Below are 16,710 nucleotides of genomic sequence, written 5' to 3' on the forward strand. Positions count from 1 at the left end.
GACGACACCGTATGCCACCTCCAGCGAGACCCGCGGGGTCGGAAAGGCCCGCTCGCCGAAGCGGGCCGCGCGGCTCAGCGGAGCCCTCTCAGCGCCTGACGCGCGGCATCCCCAGGCCGATCCAGGAGATGATCTCGCGCTGGATCTCGTTGTTGCCGCCGCCGAAGGTGAAGATGACGGCCGAGCGGTAGCCGCGTTCGAGTTCGCCGTGGAGGACCGCGCCGGCCGAGCCCTCCTTCAGGGCTCCCGCCGCACCGGTGACCTCCATGAGCCAGGCGTACGCGTCGCGGCGGGCCTCGGAGCCGTAGACCTTGACCGCGGAGGCGTCCTGGGGAGTGAGGGTGCCGTTCTGGACGGCGTTCACCATCTGCCAGTTGAGGAGCTTCATCGCGTCTAGGCGGGTGTGCGTGCGGGCCAGGGTGCGGCGGACCCAGCTCAGGTCCAGGACGCGCCGGCCGTCGGCCAGCTTGGTGTCGGCGGCCCAGCGCTGGACGTCGTGGAGGGCGCGGATCGCCATCGTGCCGTGCGCGGCCAGGGTGACCCGCTCGTGGTTCAGCTGGTTGGTGATCAGGCGCCAGCCCTTGTTCTCCTCGCCGACCCGGCGCGAGCACGGCACGCGGACGTTCTCGTAGTAGCTCGCCGTCGTGTCGTGCGAGGCGAGGGTGTTGATCAGCGTGCAGGAGTAGCCGGGGTCGCTCGTCGGCACCAGCAGCATCGTGATGCCCTTGTGCGGCGGCGCCGCCGGGTCGGTGCGGACCGCGAGCCAGACCCAGTCGGCGGTGTCGCCGTTCGTGGTCCAGATCTTCTGGCCGTCGACCGTGTAGTGCCCCGTGACCTCGTCACCCTCCCGCACCGCGCGCGTCTTCAGCGCCGCCAGGTCCGTGCCCGCCTCCGGCTCGCTGTAGCCGATCGCGAAGTCGATCTCCCCCGAGAGGATCTTCGGCAGGAAGTACGCCTTCTGCTCCTCCGTACCGAACTGCATGATCGTCGGGCCCACGGTGTTCAGCGCCATCAGCGGCAGCGGTACGCCCGCCTGCGCCGCCTCGTCGAAGAAAATGAACTGCTCCATCGGGCTCAGCCCGCGCCCGCCGTACTCCTTGGGCCAGCCCACGCCCAGCCAGCCGTCCATACCGAGACGACGCACGGTCTCCCGGTAGAAGCGCTTCTGCGCGGCGGGGTCGGCGTAACGGGCGTGTACGTCCTCGGGGACGAGCTCGGCGAAGTACGCACGCAACTCGGCGCGCAGGCTGTGCTGGGCGGGCGTGTACTCGAGGTGCATGGCGTCGTCTCCCCTGGATCGGTCTCCGCGCGGTGCCGCGCCACGGTAGAACGTGTTCCACAAATGGGGAAGGGGTGGGGACGGAGCAGACTCCGTTCCCACCCGTGCGCACACGCATCCGCGCTTCGCTCAGGGGAGCAGCTCGTCGAGCGACGCACGCCCCTTCTCGGCCATGCGCCGCTCGGCCCAGGCGAGGTTCTTCGCATTCAGGTCCCGGCCGGACGCGAGGCACACGTCCTCCGCCGAGAACTCACCCTCCGACCCGGCATGCAGCATCCTGTCGGGCGTCGGGATGTCCCCCCGGAACGTCTTGTCGGTCTCACCGTTCATGCCGCCTCCTCATGTTCTGCAGGCACTCGCCATTCTCGTGTCCGGACTCCGCTCCCGCATCCGGGCGGAAGGCCGTGCGGGCGGCGCGTCGGTGCCGTGTCGACGCCACGTCGATAGCGGCGGGGAGGGTGGGCGGGAGCCCATGACCCGGATGAGCCCATTCCCCGGATACGGGGAGGGCGCCCACCCCCTACGAGGAGCCCCATGACGACGACACCCCCATCCAGCCTCAGCGCCCAGCCCGGGCCCGCACCCGCACCCCAGCCCCTCCCCCTCCGCCGCCTCACCGTCACCGCCGTCCGCCCGGTCACCCCACGCATGGTCCGCGTCACCCTCGGCGACCCGTCCCTGGCCGAGGTATCGCTCGCCGGCCCCGACCGGCAGGTCAAGCTGTACTTTCCGCGCCTCGGGCAGCCCGAGCCCGTACTGCCCGCCCCCGACCCCGACGGCGACGTCATGCGCTGGTACGCCGCGTACAGCGCGATCCCCGAGGAGCGGCGGCCCTGGATGCGGAGCTACACGCTGCGTTCCCACGACCCCGCCGCCGCCACGGTCGACGTCGACTTCCTCCTGCACGGCGGGGACGGGGGCGGAGACGGGCCCGCCACCCGCTGGGCACGGGGCGCCCGCGTCGGGGACGTCCTCGGGATGTTCGGGCCCTCCGACCACTTCGCCCCGCCCGTCGACCCCGGCACCGGCGACTGGGCCCTTCTGGTGGCCGACGCGTGCGCGCTGCCCGCGCTCGCCACGCTCGTCGCCGCCCTGCCGCCGGGCCACCGCGCCCTCGCGTACGTCCAGGTCGCCGACGCGGCCGAGGAACAACCGCTGCCGACGGCCGGGCGGCTCACCGTGCGCTGGCTGCACAGCGACGCCTCCCCGGAGGACGCCGTACGGGCGGCCGCCTTCCCCGCCGGACGGCCGTACGCGTGGCTGGCCGGCGAGGCGGCGACGGTACGGGCGCTGCGCCGCCACCTCGTCGAGGAGCGGGGGTTCGACCGGCGCGCCGTCGACTTCGCCGGGTACTGGCGCAGGAAGCTCACCCAGGACGACTCCCCTACGGAGGAGGACCTGGCGGAGGCGCGGGAGCGGCTCGCACTGCGGGACGGCCAGTAGGGGGCCGCCGGGAGCGGGGGGAGGGCTCGCTACACCAGCGCCGCCGCCTCCCTCACCGTAAGACCGGTGCCCTCCCCGTAGTGGACGCGGTACGCCTCGGGGTCGAGGGCCTTCCGCAGCGTCTCCTCCGCCCGCTCCCGCATCGCCGACTCCGTCGGGACCGTGTACGGGCGGAAGCCCGCGCCGCCCGATGTACCGCGGTGGGTGTCGTACGCGCCGAGCAGGCGGGCGCCCGTCTCGGGCGACCCGCTCCCCGCGCGGGCCCAGGCGGCGGGCGCGAACTGGGCGACGACGAGATAGGGGGCGACGAGGTACGCCAGGACCTCCATCTCCCGTACGGCGCGGGCTAGATGAGCGGTCGCCTGCTCGTACGCGCCCTCCTCGCAGGCCAGCCAGCCGCGCAGCCCGCCGAGCATGCCACGGAACAGGCCCGGGGTCTCCGCGCCGAACTCGGCTTCCATCAGGTCGAGTTCGGCGCGGGCCAGATCGGTGCGGCCGGTGTTCCCGTAGTGCTGGGCGAGCAGCAGGCGGGCGGTGCTCACGGGCTCCACCCCCGATTCGCCCGCTTCGTCGGCCGCTTCGGCGAGCATGCGTTCCGCGTCCGCCCAGGCCACGGGGTCGTCGGCCACGGCCCGGGTACGGAGCCGGACGGCGGCGAGGAGCGCCTTGAAGACGGGGACCTGGGAGTGGGCGCCGAGCCGGGCCGCGGCCTCCATGGCACGGGCGAAGTCGGCGGCGGCCTCGTCGGAGCGCCCGGCCCGTTCGTAGGTCTCGCCGCGCGCGGCGAGCGATTCGGCGATGCCCCAGGAGTCGCCCGCGGCCTCGAAGAGGCCCAGCGCCTCCTCGGCGTCACCGGGCTGCTCGCCGAGCAGCTTGGCCCGCAGGAGCAGGCCGAAGGCCACGTCCCAGTCCTCGCCGTGCGCGCGGGCGGCGGCGACGATCGCGGCGAGGGTCTCGTCGAGGCTGCCGAAACCGCCCGTCATGAGCCGGGCGAAGTACCACATCGCGCCGGGCTGGCGGCAGGTCTGCGGCAGTCCGGGGCGGTACGCCGCGACGACGGCGTCCAGGCGGGCGCGGGTCTCGGGGCGTTCCAGCAGGCCGCCACCGCCGCCGCCCTCGCCTCTCTCACCGCCCTCACCGCCCTCGGTGGCGAGGACGAAGAGCTGTCCACCACGCCGCGCCTCCCACAGACGCTCCCCCGTCCACGGCGGCGGTACGTCGACGCACCGCCCGGCGAAGGGCTCTGCACGCCGCACCGGCGCCAGGAACGGGTCGGGACCGAGGCCGGCGGCCGCCCGGGCCCAGGTGCGGGAGTCGAGCTGGTGGTTGCGCAGCTGCCAGAACCAGCTCATGGCGTGGACCAGGCACAGCGCCTCCTGCTCCTCCCCCAGCCGTACGGCGGTCCGCAGCGCGCCCCGGATGTTGTCGTGCTCGGTCTCGAAGCGGGCTACGGCGAACGCCTGCCGGGAGCCACGGAGTTCGGGCTCGATGCGGCGGGCGAGCTCCCGGTAGTACACGAGATGCCGCCGCTCGACACTCTCCCGCTCCCCGGCCTCGTCAAGCCGCTCCCCCGCATACTCACCCACCGTCTCCAACAACCGATACCGCATACCCCCCTCCCCCTCATAGACCACCACCAACGACTTGTCGACAAGAGCCCCCAACACACCCAACACATCCCCCACATCACCAGAGGCGGCGCTGCACACCCCCTCCGCAGCCTCCAGATCACACCCACCCGTAAAAACGGACAACCGCCGCAACACAGCCCGCTCGGCCCCGTCCAACAACTCCCACGACCAGTCGACAACCGCCCGCAAGGTCTGCTGCCGCGGCAACACAGTCCGCGCCCCCGACGTCAACAACCGAAACCGATCATCCAACCGCTCCGCGATCTGCCCCGCCGTCAACATCCGCAACCGAGCCGCCGCCAACTCCACAGCCAACGGCAGACCATCCAACCGCCGAACAATCTCCTCAGCAGCCCCCGCAACCTCCTCCACCCGAAAACCAGGCCGCACCGCAGCCCCCCGCTCACCAAACAGCCGCACCCCCGCCCCCACAGACAACGGCCCCAACACCCGCACCACCTCCCCCGGCACCCCCAACGACTCCCGACTCGTCGCCAGCACCGTCACCCCCGCACACCGCGCCAACAACACCTCCACCAACCCCGCAACCGCACCCACCACATGCTCACAGTTGTCGAGAACCAGCAGCATCCGGCGGCGGGCACAGTGCTCGACCAGGGCGGCGAGCGGGTCTCGGCCCGTCGGCTCGGCCAGGGCGGGGCCGCTCCAGAGCTGGGTCTCGCGGGCGCCCAGTGCGGTGAGGACGGCGGCGAGAACGGCGGATTCCTCGCGTACGGAGGCGAGTTCGACCACCCACACCTCGATCCGCCGCTCGGGGTCGGCCGGGCCCGCCTCGACACCCCGGGCGGCCTCCATGGCGAGGCGCGTCTTGCCGACCCCGCCGGGACCGAGGAGGGTGACGAGCCGCGACCTCACCACATCCTCGGCCAACTCCGCCAATTCGGCCTCCCGTCCCAGGAACGAGGTGAGCGGGAGGGGCAGGGCGGCGGGGCGGGGCGCGACGGGCTCGGCTTCCGATCCGGCAAGCAACTCCCCGTACAGCTCCTTCAGTTCGCGGCCCGGGTCGGTGCCGAGGTGTTCGGCCAGAGCGGTGCGCACGGTCTCGTAGGCGGCGAGGGCCTCTGCGGGGCGGCCCGCTGCGCGCAGGGCGCGCAGGTGGAGGGCGTGCAGGGGTTCGTCGAGAGGGTGCTCGGCGACGAGGTCGGCCAGCGGGGCGAGGGCGTCCTGGGCGTGACCGAGGGCCACGGCGGCGGCGAGGCGGTCGCGCCGGGCGCGGGTGCGGCGGCGTTCGGCGCGGACGGCGAGGGGGTCGATGTCATGGCCGGGGAGGTCGGCGAGTGCGGCACCCCGCCAGAGACCAAGGGCCTCGTCGAGCAGCTCCGCCGCCCGCTGGGGGCGGCCGGCGTCCAGCTCGCGGGCGGCGGCGTCGGCGTTCCGTTCGAAGCGGAACACGTCGATCTCCTCGGGCGCGGCGACGACGAGCCGATAGCCGCCGGGCTCCGAGGCGACCGCGTCGGGGCCGAGGGCGCGACGCAGGCGCCCGACGAGGGCCTGGAGGGCGGCCAGACGGCCACCGACGGCCGCGGTGCTGCCACCCGCGGCGGCCGCGGGGGCCGCGGGGGCCGTCCCAGTCCCACCGCGCATGGCCTCGGCGCCCGCTTCCGGGCCCTCCTCGTCCCCCCACACCTGCGCGATCAGCGCGTCCGTGCCCACCGGGCGCCCTCCCGCCGCGGCCAGGGCGGTGAGGAGGGCCCGGAGGCGGGTGCCGTTCAGGGCGGCCTCGCGGCCGTCGGCGCGGAGGGCCTGGGCGGGGCCGAGGATGCGATAGGACGGATGCACCGGCCCATTCTGCCGAACACCTCGGGGAAGCCCGCCGGGGAAGCCCCGGAAAGCCCCGGAAAGCCCCAGGGAGCTCCCCGAGCAAACCCCGCCGGGAAATCCCCCAGGGATTCACCCATACGGCGGTGTCGCCGCCATGGCGTCCAGGGGGTGCCGGTTCGACAATGGGGAGGATGACCGAAGACGAGCGGAGCGCGCACGGCGGCGAGATCGGGCCGACCGAGCGGCTCGCCATGAACCGTACCGGCAGCTTCGACTGGGATCTCGACACGGGCACCATCGATGTCGACGACGCGGGGCTGCTGGTCTTCGGGGTCGCCCCGGAGGAGTTCGACGGGCGGCCGGCGACGCTGGTGCGCGGGCTGGACCCGGAGGAGCGGTCCCGGCTCGACGCGGTGATCAAGCGGGCCATCACCGGCGGGGAGTCCTCGTACACCGCGCACGTCCGACTCGAACGTCCCGACGGGACACCTCAATGGACGCATGTGCAGGCGAGGATCCTGCGCCGGGACGGGCTCCTGGCGTACCGGATCGTGGGGATCGTGCGGGACGCGACGGCCGAGGTGACGCATTCGGCGTTCCTCCTGGAGCTGGAGAAGCGCCGCGAGGTGCAGACGTCGATCGTGGAGCGGACGACGCACGCGCTGTCGCGGGCGGTCACGGTGGACGACGTGACGGCGGCGCTGACCGGCCCCGGGGGTCTGGCGCGGCTCGGCGCGGAGGGGCTCGCGCTGGGGCTCGTGGAGAACGACTCCCTGAACATCATCGCGCTGTCCGGGGAGTCCCTGGACGTGTTCGACGACTTCCGGATCCGGCGGCTCGACCAGGGGCTGCCGATGGCGGAGACGGTGCTGAGCGGTCGCCCGCGGTTCGTCCCGACGTTCGCCTCGCTCGGGCGGGACTTTCCCGAGCTGGCGTCGTACGTGAACCGGATGCCGTTCAAGTCGGCCTGCTATCTGCCGCTGATCGCGCAGGCCCGCAAGCTGGGCGGGCTCGCGCTGTTCTACCGGCGGCGGAGCACGTTCAACGCGGACGAGCGCAATCTGCTGCTGGGGCTCGCGGCGATCGTGTCGCAGTCGCTCCAGCGGGCGATCCTCTTCGACGAGGAGCGGGAGCTGGCCACCGGCCTCCAGGCGACGATGCTGCCGCGCCGGATCCCGGTGATCACCGGGGGCGAGATCGCGGTGCGCTATCACGCGGCGTGGAGCGGCCGGCAGGTCGGCGGTGACTGGTACGACGTGATCCCGCTGCCGCGCGGGCGGGTCGGGATCGTGGTGGGCGACGTGCAGGGGCATGACACGCACGCCGCGGCGATCATGGGGCAGCTGCGGATCGCGCTGCGGGCGTACGCGGGCGAGGGCCACGCCCCGTCCACGGTGCTGGCGCGTGCCTCCCGCTTCCTCGCCGAGCTGGACACGAACCGCTTCGCGACCTGTACGTACGCCCAGGTGGATCTGGCCGGCGGCACGGTGCGTGGGGTGCGGGCGGGGCATCTGGGGCCGTTGATCCGGCATACGGACGGGCGGGTGGGCCGGCCGAAGCTGCGGGGCGGGCTGCCGCTGGGGCTCGCGACGGTGTTCGGGGACGAGGAGTTCCCGGAGACCCGGCTCGATCTGGTGCCGGGCGAGACGCTGGTGCTGTGCACGGACGGGCTTGTCGAGCAGCCGGGGACGGACATCGAGGCGGGGCTTTCGGCGCTCGCGGACGCGGTGAGCAGTGGTCCGCCGCAGGCGGAGGCGCTCGCCGACCATCTGTCCGAGCAGCTGTGGGAGCGCTGGGGTTCGGGGGACGACGTGGCGCTGCTGGTGCTGCGGAGGAGTCCCGACCCGGGTACGCCGCGGGCGCCGCGTATCCATCAGTACATCCACCAGGCCGACCCGCAGGGCCTGTCGGACGCGCGGGCGGCGGTGGGTCAGGCGCTGGTGGACTGGGGCATGCCGGAACTCGCGGACGACGCCGAGCTGTTGACGGGCGAGCTGCTGGTGAACGTGCTGCTGCACACCGAGGGCGGCGCGGTGCTGACCCTGGAGGTGCTGCCGGAGCCGGTGCGGCGGGTGCGTCTTTCGGTGCAGGACCGTTCGAGCGCGTGGCCTCGGCGGCGTACTCCCGGGGAGGCGGCGACCTCGGGCCGGGGGCTGCTGCTGATGGACGCGCTGGCCTCGCGCTGGGGTGTGGAGCCGCGGGGCGAGGGCAAGGCGGTGTGGTGCGAGATCGGGCCCGCGCCCGCGGCGGGCCCGGCGGGCTGACGGGAGGAGGGTGCGGCCGATGGACCCGGTGGCGGCGTTGGAGCGGATCGCGTTCCTGCTGGAGCGCTCGCAGGCACCCACGTACCGCGTCCGTGCCTTCCGTACGGCGTCGGCGGCGGTGACGGCGCTGGGCGCGGAGGAGGTGGCGCGGCGGGCGGCGGCGGGGAGCCTGGAGTCGGTGAAGGGCATCGGGCCGAAGACGGCGGCGGTCGTGCGGGAGGCGCTCGACGGGCGGGTGCCGGACTATCTGGAGCGGCTGGAGCGGGAGATCCCGGTGCCGGAGGTGTCGGGCGGCGAGACGCTGCGGGCGGCGCTGCGCGGCGACTGCCACCTCCACTCGGACTGGTCGGACGGCGGCAGCACGATCGTGGACATGGGCCGGACGGCGGCCCGGATCGGGCACGAGTGGGCGGTCCTGACGGACCATTCGCCGAGCCTGAAGGTGGCACGCGGCCTCTCCGCCGAGCGGCTGCGGCGGCAACTGGACCTGGTGGCCCGGCTGAACGAGGAGTGGGCGCCGTTCCGGCTGCTCACGGGGATCGAGTGCGACATCCTGGAGGACGGCTCGCTGGACCAGGAGCCGGAGCTGCTCGACCGGCTGGATCTGGTGGTCGGCTCGGTCCACTCGAAGCTGCGGATGGAGCCCCGGGCGATGACCCGCCGCATGGAGAAGGCCGTCCGCAACCCTCTGCTCGACGTACTCGGCCACTGCACAGGCCGCCTGGTGAGCGGCGGCCGGCTCCGCCCCGAGTCCCAGTTCGACGCGGAACGCGTCTTCACCGCCTGCGCCGAAACAGGCACGGCAGTCGAAATCAACAGCCGCCCCGAACGCCTGGACCCACCCCACCGCCTCCTTCACCTCGCCATGGCCGCCGGAGCCCACTTCGCAATCAACACGGACGCCCACGCCCCGGGCCAACTGGAGTGGCAGATCCTCGGCTGCGCGCGGGCCGAGGAGTGCGGGGTCCCGGCGGAGCGGGTGATCAACACTTGGTCGGCGGAGGAGCTGCTGGGGTGGGCGCGGAGCTAGGGCCTGTCGCCTTGATGGATCCGCAGGTCGGCGCCCCCTTGATACTTGCGGCATCGCGCATGGAAGCCTGTCCACATGGATACATTCGCGGACCGACTCGACGGCGGGTGGAAGTGGTGGGAGGCCGCCATTGAGGAAGCGCAGGAAGGGCGCTGGGTCCGCGACGCCGTGGAGCGGCAAGTCATCCACGACATCGGCGCCGCCACAAACCCACTCCATGGCGGACGGATGGCCCCGTTCAGCGAGGACTCGTGGCACGTACGCATCGGGAGGGTCGCGAACTGGGCCGGGGTACTGCGGCTCGCGGCCCGATCAGGCGGGTGGGTGCTCCAACCCGTCGCCGGACACGTCCCACCCAACCCTGCTGGCATGGCCGAGCTGCTGTCCGGCATCTACGCGGTCGGGGAGCAAGGAGAGATCTGGATGCGGCAGCTCCTGAAGGGTGAGCTGCCACCAGAAGACGAGATCGCGAAGGCCGAGGGCTTCCTCACCGGGCCTGGATCCGTCGAGGACCTTGAGCTCTTCTTCTACGACTGAATCGCCGTTGCTCCGTAGTCATCAGTCATCGCCGTGCCCAGATGAGGATGGTGGCGAGGTGGAGTGCGGCCTGGCAGGCGATGGCGAGCTTGTGCGTTCGCATGGCCAGGTGACGCAAAGGGCGAGGGGTCGTGCACGGCTGTCGCTGGCGAGGTGGACTTTCGTGCTCAGGACGCCGCGGGAGCGTCCGAGGGCGTGGTCGTCGGGTTCGGCCCGGCCTGGAGCCCCCTGGAACGAACCGGGCTCGTCCGGCAGGTCACGCCAGGGCGAGCAGGTGCGGTACTTCCACGCCATGGCCTCCAGGGTTCGGCGGTGGTCGGCCCATCGCCGACCGACTGGTCACGTCCGACTCCACCACGCCCACCACGGACGGAACTGACACTCGGGGAACGACTCCTGTGTCTGGACCCGCGTCGCTGAAGGTGGTCAAGGCGATCGACAGGCGCTGAGCTTGAGCGCGATCGGTGAGATCAGGACCGCGCGGTCCGGAACGTCAGATACCGGGTGAAGGTCTCGTTGCTGTCGGGGGTGAAGCGCCACTCCAGCAGGGCCGATCGCAGCTCCGGCTCGGTCAGCCAGCCGTGCCAGGCGACTTCATCGGAATTGGGGACCACGTTGTCCGGCACCACGGCTTCATGCACGCCGAGCCAGTGAGGGCTCAAGCCGCTGCGGTTGATGAACGTGAACAGCAGGCGCGGCAGCGTGCGAATGCCCACCTCTTCGGCCAGCTCCCTCGCGGCGGCCTGTTCATAGGGCTCGCCGACATTCGCGGCGCCCCCGACCCCGAGCTCATAGAGCCCGGGGAAGCGCGATACCTCCTCCGACCGTCGGTGGACGAGGATCCGTCCACGCTCGTCACGACACACCGTCACGGCGACTCGGTGCAGCCAGCCCTCCCGGATGGCCTGCCGGCGGCTGACCGGCCCCAGCACACGATCTTGATCGTCGACACGCTCCACCAGTTCATCCACGACGCACACCCTGGCAGAGCCCACTGACAAGACCGCCTTTCGGGCAGGAGCGTGCTGACCCCGGGAGGGGTCAGCCGCGTTGCCAGACTGTTGTCGGGTTGCAGAATTCTCGGATGCCGTGGCCGGAGAGTTCGCGGCCGTAGCCTGAGCGCTTCACTCCGCCGAAGGGAAGGGCGGGGTGGGAGGCGGTCATGCCGTTGACGAAGACGCCGCCTGCTTCCAGGTCGCGTACGAAGAAGGCGATGTCCTCTTCCTTGCGGGTCCACACGTTGGAACTGAGGCCGAAGGGCGAGTCGTTGGCTACGGCTACGGCTTCCTCGATGTCGGCGACCGGGTAGAGGGTGGCGACGGGGCCGAAGGTCTCCTCGCGGTGGATGCGCATCTCCGGGGTGATGCCGGTCAGGACGGTCGGCCGGTAGTACCAGCCGCGTGGCAGGGCGTCGGGGCGGCTCGCCCCGCACAGGACGGTGACGCCTCGGCGTACCGCGTCGTCGACGAGGGTCTCCAGGTCGGTCCGGCCCTGTTCGGTGGCCAGGGGGCCGACGTCGGTGTCCTCGTCCAGGGGGTCGCCTACGGTGAGGGCGTTCATGGCGGCGGTGAAGCGTTCGGCGAAGTCGTCGTAGACGTCCTGGTGGACGATGAAGCGCTTGGCCGCGATGCAGGACTGCCCGTTGTTCTGTACGCGCGCGGTCACGGCGGTCTTGACGGCGCGCGGGATGTCGGCGGAGGGCATGACGATGTACGGGTCGCTCCCGCCCAGCTCCAGGACCGTCTTCTTCACCTCGTCCCCCGCGATGGCGGCGACGGAGCGGCCGGCCGGTTCGCTGCCGGTGAGCGTCGCGGCGACCACCCTCGGGTCGCGCAGCACGCCCTCGACCGCGCCCGAGCCGATGAGCAGGGTCTGGAAACAGCCCTCGGGGAAGCCCGCCCTGCGGAACAGTTCGCCCAGGTACAGGGCGGTCTGGGGGACGTTGGACGCGTGCTTGAGGAGCCCCGTGTTGCCGGCCATCAGCGCGGGCGCCGCGAAGCGGATCACCTGCCAGAGCGGGAAGTTCCACGGCATCACCGCGAGGACCGGGCCGAGCGGCCGGTAGTGGACCCGGGCCCTGTCGGCACCCGCGTCCTGGACGTCGTGTTCGTCCGGGTGCTCGTCGGCGAGCAGGGCCTCGGCGTGTTCCGCGTACCAGCGCATGGTCTTGGCGCACTTGGCGGCCTCCGCGCGGGCCGCGGCGATCGGCTTGCCCATCTCCGTGGTCATGGTGCGGGCGATGTCGTCCGTGTCCTCGTCGAGGAGGTGCGCGGCGGCCTTCATCAGTCGGGCGCGCTCCGCGAAGGGCGTCGTGCGGTACTGGCGGTACGTCTCGTGGGCGGCATCGATCCGGCGTTCGATCTCGGCGGGCCCGTGGGCCTCGTACCTGCGCAGCGTCTCGCCGGTCGCCGGGTTCACGGTGGCGATGCCCATGTCGTCTCCTCCTGGCCTCCGCCCCCTCCGGAAACCTTTCGTGCCCTGGCGCCGGGCGCAATCGGGGCGGTGCGGTGGGGTGACACGCCCGGGTGCGGGGGGCGGGGCTCAGCCGCCGGTCACCCAGTGGAGGGCGCCCGCCAGGTGGGCGCGGAAGGCCGGGTCCGTGTACGCCTCCGTGGCGTGGCCCAGGGCGGTGAACAGGAAGCGGCCGCCGCCCGGGCCCGTCTCGCGGGACCAGACCAGGGGGTGATCGGCGCCGAGGGTGCCGCCCCGGTAGGCCGTCTCGTCGGCACGGGCGAGCACGCGTACGCCGGTGGCCCTGGGGTTGGCGGTGAAGTTGTACCACTCGTCGGTCCACTCCCAGCGGGCCGGGAGGCAGGCCGTCGCCGCGTGGCCCGGCGCCTCCACGCACACAGTGCCCGGCTGGATCTCCGGGTGGCCGGCGAAGCGGGTGCCGAGCAGTTCGCCGTAGAAGGGCCAGTCGGGCTCCGCGTTGGCCGCCGCGTGCACGGCGAGCAGCCCCCCGCCGGCCCGTACGTACGCTTCGAGGGCGGCGCGGCCCGCGTCGGTGAGCACGGTGCCGGTCGTCGACAGGAGGACCACGGCGGCGCAGCGGGCGAGGCGGGCGGGCGTGAACGCGCCGGGGTCGTCGGTGGTCTCGGCGGGGCGGCCCACGACGGCGGCGAGTTCGACGAGCGCGGCGGCTCCGGCGGGGATCGAGTCGTGGCGGTAGCCGGCGGTGCGGGTGTAGATGAGGACGTCGCGGGTGTCGCGGACGTCACCCACGTCACCCACGTCACCCACGTCGCTCACGCCGCCCACGTCGTTCACGCAGCCCACGCCGCCCGCGTCAGACACGTTGCTCACGTCAGACACGCCGCCCTCGTCGGACACGTTGCTCACATCGCTCACGACGCTCCCCGGTGCGCTCCGGGCAGCAAGCGCTTTCCCGCTGCCCGGAGCGACCGTAGTCAGTGATATCCGTGCGTCGCAAGGGCGATCGCCGCATTGGATTCGGTTCTGTGTGGCTTGGGGATCCCCCGGGTCAGACCGGGCGGGTGCAGGACGCCAACAGCGGGGCCAGGAAGTCGCGTTCCAGGGTCCCCGGGGGCAGTGCGGCCGGTTCGACGTAGCTCTGTGCCAGGCCGCCCTCGCGCAGGGCCACCACCAGCCGCGCGAAGTGGTCCGCGTCCACGGTCAGTTCGCGGCCGGCCCTGCGCAGGACGAGTTCGATGCCCCGGGCGATCTCGGCCCGTAGCCGGGCGTCGTGCCGGGCCAGTACCCAGGCCGCCTGCGGATCGCGGATGGCGTGCAGGGTGAACTCCGTGCTGACCAGGTACCAGTCCCGCTCGTCCGGCTCCACCCGTGCGGCCAGCTCCGCGATCCGCTCCAGCGTGCACTCCTCGGGCCCCAGCGCGTCCACCGACTGCGCCAGGCGGCGCACGATCCGGTCGCTGTGCTCGTCGAACAGGGCGAGGAAGAGCTCCTCCTTGCTCGCGAAGTTCGAGTAGTACGCGCCCCTCGTGTAACCGGCGCGCTCGCAGATCTGCTCGATCTTCGCGGCGTGGAACCCGTACGCCGCGAAGGTCTCCAGGGCCGCGGTCAGAAGGGCCGCGCGGGTACGCGGCCGGCGCCCGGTGACACCCTTCGGCACGGTCTCTCCTCCTCGTTCCCACCCGTCGTCCGGCCTCTCCCGCAGGCGGCGGGGCGACCACCATACCGGCGGCCCTCCCGGGCATGGACCGGCGTCCGAAGCTAAGATTCGGACATGGGAGAGCGGCCCGTCGCGCCCGCCCCACCCGAGCTGGTCCTGGAGATCGGCGGGGACGCGACCGTCATGAACCCGAGCCGCGTCTATCGCATCGGACGCGACCCCACCTGCGACTTCGTCCTGGCCGACGCGAGGACGTCCTGGCACCACGCCGTGCTGCGGGCGACCGGCGGGCAGTGGACCATCGAGGACGAGGACAGCACGAACGGCACCTTCGCCGACGACCGGCGGGTGCATCTGAGCTCGGTCGGGGCCGGTACGGTCATCCGCTTCGGGCATCCGGCGGACGGGCCGGTGGCGGTGCTTTCGGCGGCCCCCCGCCTGGATGCGCCCGGCCCGGATGCCCCCGGCCCGGATGCGCCCGCCTCCGCGTCGCCGCCCGCACCTTCGCCGATCCCCGAGCCCGCCGCCGCGTCTCCGCTCGTACCCCCGCCGATCCCCGAACCCGAGCCCCAGCCCCAGCCCGACCCCGAGCCGGGTGCGGCGTCCCCCTACGGGCCCGCCCCACCCCCCGTCCCCCCGCGCCCCTCCTCCGTCTCGTATCCCGGGCGTACGGGGACCTTCCGGCAGCCGACCTCCGTGCGGCCGCTGCCCTCGCGCAGTGTCCTGATCGGGCGGGCGCCCGACAACGACCTGGTGGTCGACGACCTGACCGTCTCGCGGCGGCATGCCGAGCTGCGGGCGGCGCCGGACGGCACGTACTGGATCCATGACCTCGGCAGCCACAACGGCACCTTCCTCAACGGCAGCCCCGTCGGCCGGGCCCGGGTGACGGCCGAGGACATCATCGGCATCGGGCACCGCGCGTTCTGCCTCATCGGCGGCGATCTCGTCGAGTTCACCGACAACGGCGAGGTCTCGCTCGACGTGCAGGAGCTCGCCGTCACCGTCGACCACGGCCGGAAGACCCTGCTCGACGGCGTCACCTTCCCCGTCGGGCAGAAGTGCCTGCTGGCCGTCGTCGGGCCGTCCGGCGCGGGCAAGTCGACGCTGCTCAACGCACTCACCGGGCTACGGCCCGCCGACCGGGGCACCGTGCTCTACGACGGCCGCGACCTCTACCGGGACTACGCGGAGCTGCGCCAGCGCATCGGCCTCGTCCCGCAGGACGACATCCTGCACCTCCAGCTCACCGTGCGCAGGGCCCTCGGGTACGCCGCCGAGCTGCGCTTCCCCGAGGACACGGCGGCGTCCGAGCGGCGCGCCCGCGTGGAGGAGGTCATCGGGGAGCTGGGGCTGACCGAGCGGGCGCGGCAGCCCATCCACAGCCTCTCGGGCGGGCAGCGCAAGCGGGTCAGCGTGGCCCTGGAACTGCTCACCAAGCCCTCGCTGCTCTTCCTCGACGAGCCGACGTCCGGCCTCGACCCGGGCATGGACCGGTCGGTGATGCACATGCTGCGCGGGCTCGCCGACGACGGGCGCACCGTCATCGTCGTCACGCACAGCGTGCTGAGCCTGGACGTCTGCGACCGGCTGCTGGTCCTCGCGCCGGGCGGCCGGGTCGCGTACTACGGCCCTCCCGACAAGACGCTCGGCTTCTTCGGCTTCGACCAGTGGCCGGAGGCGTTCGAGGCCTTCGAGAACGACCGTGATCGCGACTGGGCCGCCCAGTACCGTGCCTCGCGCCTGCACCGGCAGTACATCGACGAGGCCATGGTCCGGCCGGGACCCGACGCCTTCGGCGCGCCGCCCGCGCCCGCGCCCCCGCCGCCGAAGGCGCAGAGCTGGTGGTCACAGCTGCGGACGCTCGTACGGCGCTACACGACCGCCCTCTCCGCCGACCGCACCTTCCTCGCCATCATGATCGCCCTGCCGTTCATCATGGGCGCGATGGCGCGGGCGCTGTCGGAGGGTCGTTTCGGCCCCGAGTCGACCCTGAACGTGCTCCTGATCCTGTGCGTCGGCGGGGTCCTCACCGGGGCCGCGAACGCGGTGCGGGAGCTGGTCAAGGAGCGCACCATCTACCGCAGGGAGCGGGCCGTCGGCCTGTCCCGCTCGGCGTACCTCATGTCCAAGGTCGTGGTCCTCGGGGCGATCACCATCGTGCAGGCGGTGGTCCTGACGCTGGTCGCGCTGATCGGCGTCCCGCTGAACGTGCCCGACGGCAAGGGCGTCCTGATGCCCCCGCTGGTGGAGCTGACCCTGGCCGTCGCCCTGCTCGCCTTCACCGCGATGATGCTCGGCCTCTTCGTCTCCGCGCTGGTCCGCAAGGAGGAGGTGACGATGCCGCTGCTCGTCCTCCTCGCGATCGTGCAGGTGGTGTTCTGCGGGGCCCTGCTGAACGTACGGGGAACGCCGGTCCTGGAGCAGCTGGCCTGGCTGGTGCCGTCCCGCTGGGCGTTCGCGGCGATGGGGGCGACGATCGACATCGGGACCGTCGCGCCGAGCGAGAAGACGGCGGACCCGCTGATGGCCCACACGGTGGGCGCCTGGCTCTTCGACATGGGGATGCTGGTGGTGCTCTGTGTCGTCCTCGGCTTCGTCGTCGCCCGGCTGCTGCGCCGGCACGAGCCCGTCGTGATGCGGAGGTAGCGTGC

Annotated in this window: 12 protein-coding genes and 1 pseudogene; 5 read left to right on the forward strand and 8 right to left on the reverse strand. The window is 72.6% G+C overall.

The window, feature by feature from the left end; translation table 11 throughout:
- Positions 1-88: 88 nt before the first annotated feature.
- Both ABTZ54_RS17580 and ABTZ54_RS17585 read right to left on the reverse strand, forming a co-directional pair.
- Positions 89-1,279 (reverse strand): acyl-CoA dehydrogenase family protein, encoded by a 1,191-nt coding sequence (locus ABTZ54_RS17580; protein ID WP_351663840.1) that lies wholly within the window; start codon positions 1,277-1,279, stop codon positions 89-91.
- Positions 1,280-1,408: 129 nt separating this feature from the next.
- Positions 1,409-1,609 carry a hypothetical protein gene (locus tag ABTZ54_RS17585; protein ID WP_351663842.1) on the reverse strand — a complete coding sequence of 67 codons (201 nt, stop codon included), beginning with the start codon at positions 1,607-1,609 and terminating at the stop codon, positions 1,409-1,411.
- A gap of 204 nt (positions 1,610-1,813) precedes the next feature.
- Between ABTZ54_RS17585 and ABTZ54_RS17590 the strand changes: the two genes are divergently transcribed.
- Positions 1,814-2,722: a siderophore-interacting protein gene (locus tag ABTZ54_RS17590; RefSeq protein WP_351663844.1), complete on the forward strand. Its 909-nt coding sequence runs from the start codon at positions 1,814-1,816 to the stop codon at positions 2,720-2,722.
- 29 nt (positions 2,723-2,751) lie between these two features.
- On the opposite strand, the gene ABTZ54_RS17595 is transcribed toward ABTZ54_RS17590, so the two are convergent.
- Positions 2,752-6,153, reverse strand: a complete 3,402-nt coding sequence (locus ABTZ54_RS17595) for an ATP-binding protein (RefSeq protein WP_351663846.1) — start codon at positions 6,151-6,153, stop codon at positions 2,752-2,754.
- Positions 6,154-6,326: 173 nt separating this feature from the next.
- Between ABTZ54_RS17595 and ABTZ54_RS17600 the strand changes: the two genes are divergently transcribed.
- The 3 genes from ABTZ54_RS17600 (at position 6,327) to ABTZ54_RS17610 (ending at position 9,966) form a co-directional block, all read left to right on the forward strand.
- Positions 6,327-8,399: a SpoIIE family protein phosphatase gene (locus ABTZ54_RS17600; RefSeq protein WP_351663848.1), complete on the forward strand. Its 2,073-nt coding sequence runs from the start codon at positions 6,327-6,329 to the stop codon at positions 8,397-8,399.
- Between the two features lie 19 nt (positions 8,400-8,418).
- On the forward strand, positions 8,419-9,429 hold the full coding sequence (locus ABTZ54_RS17605) for a PHP domain-containing protein (protein ID WP_351663850.1): 1,011 nt from the start codon (positions 8,419-8,421) through the stop codon (positions 9,427-9,429).
- 369 nt (positions 9,430-9,798) lie between these two features.
- Complete coding sequence (locus ABTZ54_RS17610) at positions 9,799-9,966, forward strand: hypothetical protein (RefSeq protein WP_351663852.1); 168 nt, start codon at positions 9,799-9,801, stop codon at positions 9,964-9,966.
- A gap of 123 nt (positions 9,967-10,089) precedes the next feature.
- Here the strand turns inward: ABTZ54_RS17610 and ABTZ54_RS17615 are convergent.
- The 5 genes and pseudogenes from ABTZ54_RS17615 to ABTZ54_RS17635 all read right to left on the reverse strand — a co-directional run.
- A pseudogene (locus ABTZ54_RS17615) lies at positions 10,090-10,194 on the reverse strand (IS5/IS1182 family transposase); the annotation flags it as partial.
- Positions 10,195-10,436: 242 nt separating this feature from the next.
- Entirely contained in the window at positions 10,437-10,937 is a 501-nt protein-coding gene (locus tag ABTZ54_RS17620; RefSeq protein WP_502997257.1) for an NUDIX hydrolase, read from the reverse strand.
- Between the two features lie 70 nt (positions 10,938-11,007).
- Positions 11,008-12,399, reverse strand: coding sequence for an NADP-dependent succinic semialdehyde dehydrogenase (locus ABTZ54_RS17625; RefSeq protein WP_351663854.1), 1,392 nt, complete (start codon positions 12,397-12,399; stop codon positions 11,008-11,010).
- A 108-nt stretch (positions 12,400-12,507) separates the two neighbouring features.
- Positions 12,508-13,188, reverse strand: coding sequence for a ThuA domain-containing protein (locus ABTZ54_RS17630; RefSeq protein WP_351664257.1), 681 nt, complete (start codon positions 13,186-13,188; stop codon positions 12,508-12,510).
- 259 nt (positions 13,189-13,447) lie between these two features.
- On the reverse strand, positions 13,448-14,056 hold the full coding sequence (locus tag ABTZ54_RS17635) for a TetR/AcrR family transcriptional regulator (RefSeq protein ID WP_351663856.1): 609 nt from the start codon (positions 14,054-14,056) through the stop codon (positions 13,448-13,450).
- Between the two features lie 114 nt (positions 14,057-14,170).
- Here ABTZ54_RS17635 and ABTZ54_RS17640 point away from each other — a divergent pair, with 114 nt between their 5' ends.
- Positions 14,171-16,705 (forward strand): FHA domain-containing protein, encoded by a 2,535-nt coding sequence (locus ABTZ54_RS17640; RefSeq protein WP_351663858.1) that lies wholly within the window; start codon positions 14,171-14,173, stop codon positions 16,703-16,705.
- Positions 16,706-16,710 lie beyond the last annotated feature (5 nt).

It is taken from the genome of Streptomyces sp. NPDC094032 (genome assembly GCF_040303965.1).
Lineage (GTDB): Bacteria > Actinomycetota > Actinomycetes > Streptomycetales > Streptomycetaceae > Streptomyces.

Excerpts from the sequence above, each read along its gene's own strand:
- ABTZ54_RS17640 (WP_351663858.1), top strand. The coding sequence starts at position 14,171 with ATGGGAGAGCGGCCCGTCGCGCCCGCCCCACCCGAGCTGGTCCTGGAG.
- ABTZ54_RS17585 (WP_351663842.1), bottom strand. The coding sequence starts at position 1,609 with ATGAACGGTGAGACCGACAAGACGTTCCGGGGGGACATCCCGACGCCC.
- ABTZ54_RS17590 (WP_351663844.1), top strand. The coding sequence starts at position 1,814 with ATGACGACGACACCCCCATCCAGCCTCAGCGCCCAGCCCGGGCCCGCA.
- ABTZ54_RS17580 (WP_351663840.1), bottom strand. The coding sequence starts at position 1,279 with ATGCACCTCGAGTACACGCCCGCCCAGCACAGCCTGCGCGCCGAGTTG.
- ABTZ54_RS17605 (WP_351663850.1), top strand. The coding sequence starts at position 8,419 with ATGGACCCGGTGGCGGCGTTGGAGCGGATCGCGTTCCTGCTGGAGCGC.
- ABTZ54_RS17610 (WP_351663852.1), top strand. The coding sequence starts at position 9,799 with ATGGCCGAGCTGCTGTCCGGCATCTACGCGGTCGGGGAGCAAGGAGAG.
- ABTZ54_RS17600 (WP_351663848.1), top strand. The coding sequence starts at position 6,327 with ATGACCGAAGACGAGCGGAGCGCGCACGGCGGCGAGATCGGGCCGACC.
- ABTZ54_RS17625 (WP_351663854.1), bottom strand. The coding sequence starts at position 12,399 with ATGGGCATCGCCACCGTGAACCCGGCGACCGGCGAGACGCTGCGCAGG.